This is a genomic window from Jatrophihabitans fulvus, from assembly GCF_054781375.1.
On sequence record NZ_BAAGUN010000004.1, the window covers coordinates 74,749 to 89,031 of the forward strand.

13 protein-coding genes are annotated in these 14,283 nt (G+C 70.9%); 1 reads left to right on the top strand and 12 read right to left on the bottom strand.

The features are described from left to right. Positions 1 to 129: 129 nt before the first annotated feature. The 12 genes from ACYVP9_RS14570 to ACYVP9_RS14625 form a co-directional block, all read right to left on the bottom strand. A complete protein-coding gene (locus tag ACYVP9_RS14570) occupies positions 130 to 1,083 on the bottom strand; it encodes a Gfo/Idh/MocA family protein (RefSeq protein ID WP_460605627.1) in 954 nt (317 codons plus the stop codon). 10 nt (positions 1,084 to 1,093) lie between these two features. Then, positions 1,094 to 1,795, bottom strand: coding sequence for a hypothetical protein (locus ACYVP9_RS14575; RefSeq protein ID WP_460605628.1), 702 nt, complete (start codon positions 1,793 to 1,795; stop codon positions 1,094 to 1,096). Between the two features lie 123 nt (positions 1,796 to 1,918). Beyond that, positions 1,919 to 2,938: a hypothetical protein gene (locus ACYVP9_RS14580; protein WP_460605629.1), complete on the bottom strand. Its 1,020-nt coding sequence runs from the start codon at positions 2,936 to 2,938 to the stop codon at positions 1,919 to 1,921. A 34-nt stretch (positions 2,939 to 2,972) separates the two neighbouring features. Then, positions 2,973 to 4,100: an ABC transporter substrate-binding protein gene (locus ACYVP9_RS14585; RefSeq protein WP_460605631.1), complete on the bottom strand. Its 1,128-nt coding sequence runs from the start codon at positions 4,098 to 4,100 to the stop codon at positions 2,973 to 2,975. 91 nt (positions 4,101 to 4,191) lie between these two features. Then, positions 4,192 to 4,968 carry an ABC transporter permease gene (locus ACYVP9_RS14590; RefSeq protein WP_460605633.1) on the bottom strand — a complete coding sequence of 259 codons (777 nt, stop codon included), beginning with the start codon at positions 4,966 to 4,968 and terminating at the stop codon, positions 4,192 to 4,194. Beyond that, a complete protein-coding gene (locus ACYVP9_RS14595; RefSeq protein WP_460605634.1) occupies positions 4,965 to 5,819 on the bottom strand; it encodes an ABC transporter ATP-binding protein in 855 nt (284 codons plus the stop codon). Before ACYVP9_RS14595 ends, ACYVP9_RS14590 begins: the two co-directional genes overlap by 4 nt. After that, positions 5,816 to 6,718, bottom strand: a complete 903-nt coding sequence (locus ACYVP9_RS14600) for an ABC transporter permease (RefSeq protein WP_460605635.1) — start codon at positions 6,716 to 6,718, stop codon at positions 5,816 to 5,818. The genes ACYVP9_RS14595 and ACYVP9_RS14600 overlap by 4 nt, the downstream gene beginning before the upstream one ends. Positions 6,719 to 6,777: 59 nt before the next feature. After that, complete coding sequence (locus ACYVP9_RS14605) at positions 6,778 to 7,809, bottom strand: LLM class F420-dependent oxidoreductase (protein ID WP_460605637.1); 1,032 nt, start codon at positions 7,807 to 7,809, stop codon at positions 6,778 to 6,780. Positions 7,810 to 7,817: 8 nt separating this feature from the next. Beyond that, positions 7,818 to 9,224, bottom strand: coding sequence for a dihydropyrimidinase (gene hydA / locus ACYVP9_RS14610; protein ID WP_460605638.1), 1,407 nt, complete (start codon positions 9,222 to 9,224; stop codon positions 7,818 to 7,820). 64 nt (positions 9,225 to 9,288) lie between these two features. Continuing rightward, the gene (locus ACYVP9_RS14615) at positions 9,289 to 10,137 is read right to left on the bottom strand and encodes a carbon-nitrogen hydrolase family protein (RefSeq protein ID WP_460605640.1); all 849 of its coding nucleotides are present in this window, start codon (positions 10,135 to 10,137) and stop codon (positions 9,289 to 9,291) included. A gap of 68 nt (positions 10,138 to 10,205) precedes the next feature. Beyond that, entirely contained in the window at positions 10,206 to 11,567 is a 1,362-nt protein-coding gene (locus tag ACYVP9_RS14620; protein ID WP_460605641.1) for an aspartate aminotransferase family protein, read from the bottom strand. Beyond that, the gene (locus tag ACYVP9_RS14625; RefSeq protein WP_460605642.1) at positions 11,567 to 13,054 is read right to left on the bottom strand and encodes a CoA-acylating methylmalonate-semialdehyde dehydrogenase; all 1,488 of its coding nucleotides are present in this window, start codon (positions 13,052 to 13,054) and stop codon (positions 11,567 to 11,569) included. The genes ACYVP9_RS14620 and ACYVP9_RS14625 overlap by 1 nt, the downstream gene beginning before the upstream one ends. 90 nt (positions 13,055 to 13,144) lie before the next feature. On the opposite strand from ACYVP9_RS14625, the gene ACYVP9_RS14630 reads away from it, so the two are divergent. Next, positions 13,145 to 14,254, top strand: coding sequence for a PucR family transcriptional regulator (locus ACYVP9_RS14630; protein WP_460605643.1), 1,110 nt, complete (start codon positions 13,145 to 13,147; stop codon positions 14,252 to 14,254). Positions 14,255 to 14,283 lie beyond the last annotated feature (29 nt).

A 14,283-nucleotide genomic window follows, 5' to 3' on the forward strand; every position in this document is an offset into this window, starting at 1 on the left:
GCCGACGGGCCGAGCGCCGACGGGCCGAGCGCCGACGGGCCGAGCGCCGACGGGCCGAGCGCCGACGGGCCGAGCGCCGACGGGCCGAGCGCCGACGGGCCGAGCGCCGACGGATCAGAGGCCGACGGGTCAGAGGCCGACCGCGCGCCGCACGAGGTCGAGCGCGACCGACTGTGCGAGCCCGTCGACGGGAACGGTGTGACGCGGCTCGGCGGCGCCGCGGACGACGTCCTGGACGTGGGTGACGGCGTGGGTGAACGCGGTGCGCTCGTCGGCGGGGATCGTCTCGACGACCTCACCGCGGCGCACCAGCCGGACGGCGTCGCCGGGCTTCGGGTGGAACGGGTTGTCGATCTCCAACGTCGCCGCCGAGCCGATGATGCGGGTCGCGGTCGAGGCGGGTCGCTGCAGGCTGCACGACAGCACGAGGCGGCGGTCGCCAGGGAAGTCGAGCACGGCCGTCGTCGACAGGTCGATGCCGTTGTCGGCGAGCACGGCGCTGCCGTGGGCGGCCGTCGGCTCGGACCCGAGCAGCAGTCGGCCGAGTCGCACCGGGTAGCAGCCGACGTCGTACAGCGCGCCGCCGCCGGTGTCGTTGAGCCTGATGTTGGTGTCGCCGGAGACGGTGAAGTGGAACTCCGAGACCACCTGCAGCGGCTCCCCGAGTTCGGTGAGCAGCGCGGCGACGCGCTCGGACTGCGGGTGGAACGGGAAGACGAAGGCCTCCCACACCCGGGCGGCGGGTTCGAGGGTGTCGACGAGACGCGTCACGTCGGCGGCGTCGAGCCCGAGAGGCTTCTCGCACAGCACGGCCTTGCCCGCGGCTGCGGCCTTGAGGGCCCACTCGACGTGCTGGTCGTTCGGCAACGCGACGTAGACGACGTCGACGTCGGGGTCGGCGAGGACGCCCTCGTAGTCGGTACCCCCGCCGACGCCGCTCTCGCGCGCCCACTGCTGGGCGCGTTCCGGCGACCGGCTGCCCACCACGTGCGCCACCCCGCCCGCCGCCGCGACCGCCGGGAGCAACGAACTACGGGCGATCTTGGCGGTGCCGAGGACGCCCCAGCGCACGGGTGAGCTCACCCGATCGACGCTACTTGACGACGCTGCGGGAGTTGGCGCCGAAGGTGGAGCCGACCTCTCTCTGCACGATCCGGTAGCGGTATTTCTTGGTGCGGTTGAACGTCCAGGTGTAGCCGCGCGACGCCGTCGCGGTCGCCCGGCGCAACGTCACCCACTTGCCCTTCGCGTTCAGCTGCTGCAGCGCGACAGGGGCGGTGACGGCTTTCGTGTCGTCGAAGTCGTCGAAGCGGGCCGCACGGGCATGGAGCTTGACCTTGGAACCGGACCGGCTGGCCGTCAGGCGGGGCTTGCCGCCGAACTTGATGACGGTCGAGGCGGCAGTCATGGTGCAGGACAGCGCGTTGTAGTCGGCGTCGTAGGCACTGCACGTACTCGCGGTGGTGCGGTAGGTGCCCGGGACGATCGTGAAGGCGTAGACGGATTGCGTGTCGGGCGCGGTGCTGAACAGCCACGACAAGAAGTAGGAGTCCTTGCCACGGACGAGTTGGGTCGAGGCGGACATGTTGTCGTTGCGACAGGCCGCCGGGCCGACGACCGACAGCGGGACCCGCAAGCCGACGACGGTCTGGCCGACGACCACCCGCTTCGGCAGCACGGGCTTGTAGGTGCAGGTCGCGGCCGCGGCGGCGTCCGTCGCGGTGGCGAGAGTCAGTCCGGCCGCGGCCGTGACCAGAGACGTGAGGAGTGAGATCGGGGTGAGGTGTCTGCGCACCCGACGATCATGCGGGCGGGGTCCGACAGAAACCGCCGGAACCGAACGCAGCAGGACGACCGTCCGGACGAATCGGGGCGACGGTCCCGATCTTCGCGAAGCGCCCGGCCGATTTCCGGCGCGCTACCCGGCCACGGCCGCCGCGTAGGCGTCCGACTCGAAGAACGGGGCGAGACGGGACCGGACGAGATGCTCGAGGTCGCCGGTGTCGCGCAGCGTCTCGAGCAGCATGGGCGCGATCTGCTCGAGGGTCTGGCGCAGCTCGTCGGGCGTGAGTCCGAGGTCGCCCAGCAGGTCGGCCACGTCCCGTCCGCCGTAGGTCTCGAACACAGCGTCGACGACGCCGTCGATCAACTGGCCGGTGTACTCGGAGTCGCGGGCGTCGGCGACGATCAGGCGGACGATCTGCGCGAGCTCCCGGAGGTCGCCGGCCGAGGCGTACTCCCGCAGGGCCGCCACGGTCTCGGCGGCCTGCAGGTCCCACAGTTCGAGCGCGGCCTCACGCAGCCGCGCGTCCTGCAGCAGGTCGCGGGTGGCGGCGTTGGTGCGCTTGATGGCGAACTGCGCGCCCTTGCCCGCGGCGTCGCCGATGAAGGTGTCCTGCGTCGCCGTCCGCACCTTGTTCGCCGCGCCGAGACCGATGCCGATGAGCGACTTCGCGCCGGGCAGCTTCTCCATGCGCTCGCGGTTGGCGTTCACGAAATCGGACACGATGCGCCCGACGAACTGCGAGGCGATGTCGCCGACGGCCGGACTCTCGAACATGCGGGCCATGACCTGCTCGTGCAACTGCCGCATCGAGAGGACCTTGGTGACCAGGGCGTCCACGTGCTCGCGCGCGACGACGGCACCGAGTTCGTGGTCGTCGGCGGTGCGCAGGTCGTACACCGCGTCGACCGCGGTGTCGACGATCGACTCGACGAGCGGGCTGCCCGCCGACCCGGCGAGCGCGCGGCGGACGACCGACTTGATCGCGTCCGGGTCGGCGATCGACTCGAGCGGCACACGCGCGCCGATCTCGAAGAGGTCGTCGACGGCCTCGCCGATCAGCGTGGCGAACTCGTCACCGGTGAGGCGGTCGACGATCCAGGCGACCTGGGCGTCGAGCAGCCGGGCGGCGAGATCGGGTGCGGACTCTGGCATCCGCCCAGCATCCCGCACGCCCGGCGCGCGACGGTCAGCTGCCCCCGGCCTTGAGCGTGACCGTGATCGGCTTGTAGTCCTTGCCGGTCACGTCCTCGCCGTCCTTCTTGAGCTCGGCCAGCGCCTTCTCGGTGTACTCGTTCGTGTACGCCAGGCCCTTCGGCGCCCCGGTGAGCACCGTGTCGCCGTCGATGTTCTTCGTGCCCGACGCGATCGTGACGGTCCGGTCCCACGCTGTCTTGTCGACCATGCCGATGCCGTTCGGCGACGGCCAGATCAGCTTGTTGACCTCGTTGGTCTGCCACAGCTGGTGGCTGGCGCCGAGCTTCGAGCCGGCGGCCACGACCAGGTCACGGCACTCCGTGGCGTTCTTGGCGCAGTAGATCCAGCCCTTGTAGCTCGCCTTGAGGAACTTGACCGTCGTGTCCTGGTACTTCTTGTCCTTCAGCTTGGTCGTGTTCGCCCAGATGGCGTCCTGGAGCATCGCGGTGCCCTCGTCGTTCCAGTTGATCGTGTTGAAGTCCGACTGGGTGTAGAGCTTGCCCGTCTTCGGGTTCTTCGCCTCGAGCACCTGCGCGTACTCGTTGTAGATCATCGCCTGCGCGGCGTCGATGTCACCGGACAGCAGGGCGTTCATGTCGAACTGCTGCTGCACGATCTTCACGCCGCTGCCCGGGTCGATGCCCGCCTTCGTCATGCCGGCGAACAGCTCGTACTCGTTGCCGAAGCCCCAGTCGCCCACGGTCTTGCCCTTGAGGTCGGCGGCGGTGGTGATGTTCTTGTTCTTGAACGACACCTGCAGCGTGCCGGAGCGCTGGAAGACCTGACCGACGTCGGTGATCTGCGCGCCCTTCTCGCGCGACTGCAGCGCCTTCGGCACCCACGCGATCGCGTAGTCGGCCTGACCCTTGGCGAGCACGGTCTGCGGCACGATGTCGACGCCGCCCTGCAGGATCGACACGTCGAGCCCGGCGTCCTTGTAGAAGCCCTTCTTCAGCGCGGCGATGTAGCCGGCGAACTGCGCCTGCGTGAACCACTGCAGCTGCAGCTTGACCTTGGTCAGGTCGCCGCCTCCACCTCCGCCGCCTCCGCCGTCACTGTCGCTGCCGCACGCGGCAGTGACGCCGCCGACCGTGAGCACGGCGGCGCCGGTCGCGATCATCTTCCGGATCGAACTGCCCATTGCGTCCCCCAATAGGAGCTGTGATGTGAGTGGTGATGATGGCCGGGCGGCGCTGCCCGCGAAAGGTCTGTCAGCCCGTCACGTCGGCGCGTCCACGCATCGCGACGCGTTCGAGACCGAGCGCGACGACGTAGAACAGCAGACCGAGCAGCACGGCACCCAGCACGGACGCCCACGCGGCGGGATAGTCGGTCGCCGACACCGACGACGTGATGCGCGACCCGAGCCCGTCCTTGAGCCCGCCGAAGTACTCGGTGACCACCGACGCGATCACCGCGAGCGAGGCGGCGATGCGCAGGCCGGTGAAGAAGTACGGCAGCGCGGTGGGGATGCGGATGGTGCGCAACACGTCGGTGCCCGACGCCGCGTAGCTGGCCATGAGCTCGGCGTGCACCGGCCGCAGCCGTTTCAAGCCGCGGGCCACGTTCGTGAAGATCGGGACGAACGCAGCGACGGCGACGACGATGCGCCGCGGCATGGCCGAGGTCGACGAGTACATATTGTTCAGCAGCGGGGCCAGCGCGACGATCGGCATCGCGGCCAGAGCGGCGACCAGCGGCGTCACCAGTTCGTCGACCACGCGGATGCGGGTCGCGAGCGCCGCGGCGAGCACCGCGACGGCGCCACCCAGTACGAGCCCGACGAGCGCGTTCGTGCCCGAGCGCTCGGCGGCCTCGAGAATGCGGGAGAAGTTGCGGGTGAAGGCGCTCCAGATGTCCGTCGGCGCGGGCAGCACGAACGACTCGATGTCGCGCCAGCGCACGAGCGCCTGCCAGGCGAGCAGGAACAGCACGCCGAACGCCAGCGGCGGCGCGACGTTGGACGCCACGCGCCGCGCGGCGGTCACAAGGCACCCTTCGCGAGGTCGGGGACGGCGTCGGACGTCTCGCGGCCGCGCAGCGCCTCGCGCACCTTCGTGATCGCGGCGTAGAACTCGGGCGCCTCGCGGATCTCGGTGCCGGTGCGCGCCGATCCGTCCGCCCGGTGCCGCAGGCCGACGGGCACGATCGAGGCGATCCGTCCGGGGCGCGGGGACATGACGACCACGCGGTCGGACAGGTAGACGGCCTCGGGGATCGAGTGGGTCACGAACACCACCGCCGCCGACGTCTCGCCGGCGATGCGGACCAGTTCGTCCTGCATGCGCTCGCGGGTCATCTCGTCCAGGGCGCCGAAGGGCTCGTCCATCAGCAGCAGCGCGGGCTTCTCGGCCAGCGCGCGGGCGATGGCGACGCGCTGCTGCATGCCGCCGGACAACTGCGGCGGACGCTGTCGCGCGAAGTCGGACAGGCCGACCATCTCGAGCAGCTCCTGCGCGCGCGCCCGCCGCTTGCCCTTGTCGACCCCGTGCAGCTCGAGCGGCAGCTCGACGTTCGCCTGCACGGTGCGCCAGTCGAGCAGGCCCGCCTGCTGGAACGCGAAGCCGTACTCGCGTCCGAGCCGGGCGGCCTTGGCCGTCCGCCCGTTGACGGTGACCGCACCGGATGTCGGCGGCAACAGATCGGCGATCACCCGCAGCAGCGTCGACTTGCCGCATCCGGACGGTCCGATGAGCGACACGAACTCGCCCGCGCGGACGGTCAGGTCGATGTCGGACAGCGCCTGCACCGTCCCCGACTTCGTGGTGAAGGTCTTGGCGACGTCCCGCAGGACGACAGCGTCGGTGCCGGTGGCGGTGTCGCCCCGGGTATCGGTCATGACGACTCCGTCTTGAAGCGGCGCAGGCCGAGGTCGAACAGGCTGACGATGGCGGCGGCGACGAGGCCGAGCACGGCCGCGCCGATGACCGCGGTGTAGACGCGGGACGGGTCGCCCGTGGCGCCGGTCGAGTAGCTGATGATCAGGCGACCGATGCCCCCCTCGAGGCCGATGGAGATCTCGGCGACGACCTGGCCGACGACGGCGCCGGCCGCGGCCAGCCGCAGCGCGGGCACGAGGTAGGAGACCGAGGCCGGCAGCTTGAGCCGTACCAGCGTCGGCCACCAGCCCGCGTTCGCGGCGCGGAAGTACTCGCGGTGCACGGCGGCCGGCGACTTCAGGCCGCGCACCATGCCGACCGCGACCGGGAAGAACGCGAGGTAGGCGGCGATCAACGACGCCGACATCCAGGTGCGCCAGGGGATGGGCCCGAAGCTCGACCCGTCGCCCCAGTTCGTGACCAGCGGGGCGAGCGCGATGAGGGGAACGGTCTGGCTGAGGACCACGTAGGGCAGCAGGGCCTTCTCGAACAGCCCGACGGCGTCCATGAGCAGGGCCAGCAGCAATCCGACGGCGACGCCGAGCACGAACCCGGCGCCCGCCCACGCGAGCGAGTGCCACGCGGCCGAGAACACCGAGTCGAACACCGTCGGCGGGGCGTCGAGCGACAGCACGGACCCGCCGACCTCGGGTGCCCCGAACGCGTCCCAGATGCGGCCCAGGCTGGGCATGGCGGCGTCGGTGGTGCGCGGCAGCAGGCGCACGCCGCCGACGCTCACGCCGTCGGCCGGCCCGAACGACTTGTACAGCTCCCAGATCGCGAGCACGAGCACGAAGCCCAGCACCGCGAACGCCGCGCGCCGCAACCAGCCGAGGCCGGTGGCCCGGGTGGGCCGCATCCGGCGTGCCGCTGCCGGCGCCGGCGGCGCGTCGCGCGTGGGTCGTGACGTCACCGACGTCAACTCCTGGCCGCCTTGCGCACGTTGACCGCGGGCATGACCTTGTCGCCGTACGCGGCGAGGGTCTCGTTCTTCGCGTCGTGCTGCAGGTAGACGGCGAACTGGTCGACCCCCAGCGCCCGCAGCTCCTCGAGCCGAGCGACCTGATGCTCGACCGGGCCGACCAGGCAGAACCGGTCGACGATCTCGTCCGGCACGAAATCGGTGTGCGTGTTGCCGGCCTTGCCGTGCGAGTTGTAGTCGTAACCCTGCCGGCCGGCGATGTAGTCGCTCAGCGCGCGGGGGATGGCGGCACCGTCGGCCCCGTACCGCCCGACGATGTCGGCGACGTGGTTGCCCACCATGCCGCCGAACCACCGGCACTGGTCGCGGCCGTGCTGCAGGCCGTCCTCGGTGCCGTCGGTGACGTACGCCGGCGCCGCGACGCAGATGGTGATCGACTCGGGGTCGCGTCCGGCGTCGGCGGCCGCCTTGCGGACGGCCGCGATCGACCAGGCGGTGATGTCGGGGTCGGCGAGCTGCAGGATGAACCCGTCACCGACCTCGCCGGTGAGCGCGAGCGCCTTGGGCCCGTACGCGGCCACCCACACCGGCAGGTGCGACCCCTCGGACCACGGGAACTGCAGCGTGTTGCCCTTGTACTCGACCGCCTCGCCGTTGGCGAGACCGCGGATGACGCCGATCGACTCGCGCAGCGTCTTCAGCGTGACCGGGGCGCCGTTGATGACGCGAACGGCCGAGTCGCCGCGGCCGATGCCGCAGACGGTGCGGTTGCCGAACATCTCGTTGAGCGTGGCGAACAGGGACGCGGTGACCGTCCAGTCGCGGGTGGCCGGGTTCGTCACCATCGGGCCGACGACGATTTTGCGCGTCGACGCGAGAATCTGGCTGTAGACGACGTACGGCTCCTGCCACAGCAGGTGCGAGTCGAACGTCCACGCGTGCGAGAAGCCGTACGTCTCCGCCTGCCGCACGAGCTCGATCACCCGTGCGGCGGGCGGATCGTTCTGCAGGACGACGCCGAAGTCCATCTATCGCCTCAGATCAGGTTCTGGGACAGGCCGCGCTTCACGAACGCGCCGTGGCCCTTGCGTCCGACGTAACCGGTCTCGTCCTTGACCACCTCGCCGCGCGAGAGCACGAGGTCGACGTGGCCGTCGATCTCCCAGCCCTCCCAGGCGGAGTAGTCGATGTTCATGTGGTGCGTCTTGTCCAGTCCGATGGAGGTGTGGCCGTTCGGGTCGTAGACGACGATGTCGGCGTCGGCGCCCGCGGCGATGACACCCTTCTTGCCGTACATCCCGAACATGCGGGCCGGGGACGTCGAGGTGACGTCGACCCACCGCTCGAGGCTGATGCGGCCGTCCTTGACGCCCTGGAACAGCAGGTCCATGCGGTGCTCGACGGTGCCCATGCCGTTCGGGATCTTCGAGAAGTCCTGCAGGCCCAGTTCCTTCTGGTCCTTCATGCAGAAAGGACAGTGGTCGGTCGAGACGGACGTGACGTCGCCGGTGCGGATGAACTTCCAGAGCTCGTCCTGGTGGCCCTCGGACCGCTTGCGCAGCGGCGGCGAGCACACCCACTTCGCGCCCTCGAAGCCCTCGGCACCGAGCTGTTCCTCGAGCGAGAGGTACAGGTACTGCGGGCACGTCTCGCCGAACACGTTCTGCCCGGCGTTGCGGGCCTCGGCGATGCGGGCGAGCGCCTGCCCGGCCGACACGTGGACGATGTAGAGCGGCGTGCCGACGACCTCGGACAGCATGATCGCGCGGTGCGTGGCCTCCTGCTCCATCTGCCACGGGCGCGTCAGCCCGTGGTTCACCGGCGAGGTCTCACCCCGCTCGATCGCCTGCTGCACGAAGACGTCGATGGCCGAGCCGTTCTCCGCGTGCATCATGATCAGCGCGCCGTTGCCGGCGGCCGTCTGCATGGCCCGCACGATCTGGCCGTCGCTCGACAGGAACACGCCCGGGTAGGCCATGAACAGCTTGAAGCTGGTCACGCCCTCGTCGACGAGCTCGTCCATCGCCTTCAGCGACTCGTCGTTCACGTCGCCGATGATCTGGTGGAACGCGTAGTCGATCGCGCAGTTGCCGGCGGCTTTCTCGTGCCACACCTGCAGGCGGTCCTGCACGCGCTGGCCGACCGTCTGCACGGCCATGTCGATGATCGTGGTCGTGCCGCCCCACGCGGCCGCGCGGGTGCCGGTCTCGAACGTGTCGCACGCCTCGGTGCCGCCGAACGGCATCTCCATGTGGGTGTGCGCGTCGATGCCGCCGGGGATGACGTACTTGCCGGTGGCGTCGATCGTCCGGTCGGGCTGCAGGTCGGGCAACGCGCCCGGCGCGAGCACGGCGGCGATGGTCTCGCCGTCGACGAGGACGTCCTGGTGGGCGGTGCCGGTGGACGAGACGACCGTCCCGCCGGTGATCAGTGTTCTGCTCATGGCTTGACCTCGCTTCGCTCGGCCAGCGAAGCACGACACTGTGACATCGATCCGTTCACTGCGTTCACGGCTGAGCAATCCTGGTGTAGGAGTCGGGACGGCGGTCACGGTAGAACTGCCAGTCGTCGCGCATCTGCTGCACGAGGTCCATGTCGAGCTCGCGGACGAGCAGCTCCTCCTTGTCGGCCGAGCCGCGCTCGCCGACGAAGTTGCCGCGCGGGTCGATCACCTGGCTGGTGCCGTAGAAGTCGACGGCCAGGTCGCCGTACTCGTTGTCCTCACGGCCGACCCGGTTGGGCTGCAGCACGAAGTAGCCGTTGGCCACCGCGGCGCACGGGCCCTCGACCTCCCACAACCGGTTGGACAGTCCCGGCTTGGTGGCGTTGGGGTTGAACACGATGTGCGCGCCGTTGAGGCCCAGCTCGCGCCAGCCCTCGGGGAAGTGCCGGTCGTAGCAGATGTAGGTGCCGACCTTGCCGACGGCGGTGTCGAACACCGGGTAGCCGAGGTTGCCGGGGCGGAAGTAGAACTTCTCCCAGAACCGGTCCAGGTGAGGCAGGTGGTGCTTGCGGTACTTGCCGAGGATCGTGCCGTCGGCGTCGACCACGACGGTGGTGTTGTAGTAGACGCCGGTCTGCTCCTCCTCGTAGATCGGCAGCACCATGACCTGGCCGAGCTCCTCGGCGAGCGCGGCGAAGCGCTGCACGATCGGACCGTCCGCCGGCTCCGCGTAGCGGTAGTACTTCTGGTCCTGCGTGATGCCGAAGTACGGGCCGTAGAACAGCTCCTGGAAGCACATGACCTGCGCTCCCTGCTCGGCGGCGTCGCGGGCGAACTGCTCGTGCCGGTCGAGCATCGACTCCTTGTCGCCGGTCCAGGTGGTCTGCGAGATCGCAGCGATCACCTTCGTCATCCGTGCCTCCTCGGCGGGTTCGTGTGCAGTGTGGTGCGGCGAGATTTCAGCCAGGTGTCGCTGACGTCCTATGCGCCGTAGTACGAGTCGGCCACCTCGAGCGCGTCGTCGAGCATCGCCAGCCCGTCGCGCACCTCCTGCTCGGTGATCGTGCAGGGCGGCACGACGTGGGTGCGGTTGAAGTGGGTCATCGGCCACAATCCGCGCTTCTTGCACGCGGCCGCGAACTCGTTCATCGGCTTGGCGTCGCCGCCGCTCGCGTTGTACGGCACCAGTGGCGCGTGCGTGTCGGCGTCGCGGACGAGCTCGACGGCCCAGAAGACGCCCAGGCCGCGCACCTCGCCGACGGACGGGTGCTTCTCGGCGATCTTCGCCAGCTCCGGTCCGATGACGTCGGCGCCCAGCGCGCGGACGTGCTCGAGGATGCCCTCGTCCTCGAAGATGCGGATGGACGCGACCGCGGTCGCGCACGCCAGCGGGTGTCCGGAGTACGTGAGCCCGCCGGGGTAGACGCGCTCGTCGAACGTGCGCGCGATGCGCTCGCTGATCGCGACGCCGCCGAGGGGGACGTAGCCGGAGTTGACGCCCTTCGCGAACGCGATGAGGTCGGGGACGACGCCCCAGTGGTCGACGGCGAACCACTCGCCGCAGCGGCCGAAGCCGGCCATGACCTCGTCGGCGATGTAGACGATGCCGAACTCGTCGCAGATGGCGCGGACGCCCTCGAGGTAGCCGTCCGGCGGCACGAGGATGCCGTTCGTCCCCACGACCGTCTCGAGGATGATCGCGGCGACCGTGTGCGCCCCCTCGACCATGAGCGTGTCGCGCAGGTGCTGCAGCGCGCGCTCGCACTCCTGCTCGGGCGTCTCGCTGTGGAACGCCGAGCGGTACGGGTACGGACCCCAGAAGTGGACGATGCCCGGCATCGCCGGCTCGGCGCCCCAGCGCCGCGGGTCGCCGGTGAGCGTGATCGCCCCGGCGGTGGCGCCGTGGTAGCTGCGATAGGTGGCGAGCACCTTCTGCCGTCCGGTGTGCAGCTTCGCCATGCGCATCGCGTTCTCGACGGCCTCCGCGCCGCCGTTGGTGAAGAACACCCGGTTCAGGTCGCCGGGGGCGCGCTCGGCGATCAACCGCGCCGCCTCGCTGCGGGCGTCGTTCGCGAACGTGGGCGCGATGGTCGTGAGCTTCCCGGCGTACTCGCGGATGGCCTCGATCATCCGCGGGTGGCTGTAACCGAGGTTGGCGTTGATCAGCTGGCTCGAGAAGTCGAGATAGCGCGTTCCCGCGTAATCCTCGAAGTACGCGCCCTCGGCGCTCTTGATCGGCAGCGGGTCGATCAACGCCTGCGCCGACCACGAGTGGAACACGTGCGCGCGGTCGAGCTCGCGCACCCGCGCCTCGTCGGTGGGCAGTCCGTCCAGCGCGCTCATCAGCGCGTCCTCGGGAAGCCGAGGTCGACGGTGGACGTCGCCGGGTCGGGCCACCGCTGGGTGACCACCTTGCCGCGGGTATAGAAGTCGACGCCCTCGGGCCCGTACATGTGGTGGTCGCCGAACAGCGAGCCCTTCCAACCCCCGAAGGAGTAGTACGCCACCGGGACGGGGATGGGCACGTTGATGCCGACCATGCCGACCTCGACGTCGAACTGGAACTGCCGGGCGGCACCGCCGTCACGGGTGAAGATCGCGACACCGTTGCCGTACTCGTGCTCGTTCACCAGCTTCAGTGCCTCGTCGTACGTCCCGGCGCGCACGACCGACAGCACCGGGCCGAAGATCTCGTCGGTGTAGACGGTCATGTCGGCGGTGACGTTGTCGAGCAGCGTCGTGCCCAGGTAGAAGCCGTCGGACGGCACGTCCGCCTCGCGACCGTCGACGACGACCGTCGCGCCCGCGTCGGCGCCCGCGCCGATGTAGCCGGCGACCTTGTCGCGGTGCTCGGCGGTGATGAGCGGACCCATCTGCGAGTCGGGGTCGGCGCCGTCGCCGATGCGCAGCTTGGGCAGCCTCGCCGCGATGGCGTCGACCAGCTTGTCGCCGGCGTCGCCGACCGCGACGGCCACCGAGATCGCCATGCAGCGCTCGCCCGCGGCGCCGTAGGCCGCCGAGACCGCCGAGTCGGCGGCCAGGTCGATGTCGGCGTCGGGCAGCACGATCATGTGGTTCTTGGCGCCACCGAGCGCCTGCACGCGCTTGCCGTTGCGGGTGCCGGTCTCGTAGATGTACTTCGCGATGGGCGTCGAGCCGACGAAGCTGACGGCCGCGACGTCGGGGTGCGACAGCAGGCCGTCGACCGCCTCCTTGTCGCCCTGGACGACGGTGAAGACGCCGTCGGGCAGGCCGGCCTCCTTCCACGTCTCGGCCAGCCACAGCGAGGCGGACGGGTCCTTCTCGGACGGCTTGAGCACGAACGCGTTGCCGGTGGCGATCGCGTTGGCGGCCATCCACAGCGGCACCATCGCGGGGAAGTTGAAGGGCGTGATGCCGGCGACCACGCCGAGCGGCTGGCGGATCGAGTAGACGTCGACGCCGGCCGCCGCCTGCTCGCTGAACCCGCCCTTCATCAGCTCCGGCACGCCGCAGGCGTACTCGACGTTCTCGAGCGCCCGGGCGATCTCACCCTCGGCGTCCGACAGCACCTTGCCGTGCTCGGCGGTGACGATCTTGGCCAGCTCGCCGGTGCGGGCGTGCAGCAGCTCGCGGAACGCGAACAGCACCGCCGAGCGGCGCGACAGCGACGCCTGGCGCCATTCGGCGGCCGCCGCCTTCGCGCTCGCGACCGCGGCCTGCAGCTCGGACGCCGAGGCGAGGTCGACCTCGCCGGTCTGCTCGCCGGTGGCGGGGTTGAACACCGGCCCGGTGCGGCCGGAGGTGCCGGCGACGCGCGCGCCGTCGATCCAGTGGGTGATGCGATCCATGCGAGCACGCTAGGCCCGTCACCCGGTCAGCGGAACCGGACATGTCGTCGGATCGTCCGCGCGTCGCCGACGTTCTGTAAGGTCCGCTGCGTGCTGCCGACGCTGCGCCGCGTGCTCGAGCTGCCCGAACTGCGCGACGGTGCCCCGGTCCTGCGGGCCGGGGCGGCCGGGCTCGACCAGCCCGTCCGCTGGGTCCACGTCGCCGAGGTCACCGACATCGCGCCGCTGCTCGAGGGCGGCGAGCTCATCCTCACCACGGGCATCGCGCTGCCGGCCGCCGCGCGCGCCCAGCGGCAGTACGTGCGCGACCTCGCCGGGGCCGGCGTCCGCGGGGTGGTGGTCGAACTCGGGCGGCGGTTCCGCGGCTCGCTGCCCGACCCGCTCGTCGGGGCCGCCGAGGACGCCGACCTCCCGCTCGTCGAGCTGCACCGCGAGGTGCGCTTCGTGGCCGTCACGCAGGCCGTCCACGCCGTGATCCTGGACGTCCGGATGCGCGAGATCGCCGCCCAGGACGACCGGCAGCGGCACCGCACCGTCCTCACCGGCCTGCTCCACGGCCGGACGCCGCCGCTGTCCGGCGAGCGATGGACCGCCGCGGTCCTGCGCGGACCGGCCCCGCTCGCCCCCGCGGCGCTGCGCGAGCTGGCCGACGCCGCCGCCGACACGCTGGGGGCGGACGCCGTCGTCGCCCTGCTCGACGACGCGCACGTCGGGGTGCTGCTGTCCGGCGACCCGTCCGCCCTCGACGGCCTGGACCGGCTCGCCGACCCGGGCCTCGTCGTCGGCATCGGGTTCACCGTGACCGACGCATCGCGCGCCGGCGCGTCGCTGCGCGAGGCGGTGCGGGTGGCCGACCTCGCGCCCGCCGCCGGCTGCCACCGGGCGCCCGACCTGCGGCTCGCCGGCCTGCTGCACCAGCTGCGCGACCACCCGGCGGTGGCCGAGTACGTCGAGCGAGAACTCGGCGCGCTGCTCGCCCGTCCGGACGTCGACACGCTGTTGCCGACCCTGGCCGCGTACTGCCGCTGCGGGGGCAGCAAGACCGACGCCGCCGCCGAGCTGTTCATCTCGCGGGCCGCGCTCTACGACCGGCTGCGCCGCCTCGAGGCCGTGCTCGGTGTCGACCTCGCCGAGGCCGGCGCCGTCGTCGGCCTGCACGTCGCGCTGCTGGCCCGCGAGGCACGTGCGGACGGCGGATAGCCGACCCCGCCCGTCCGCCCGGACGGGCA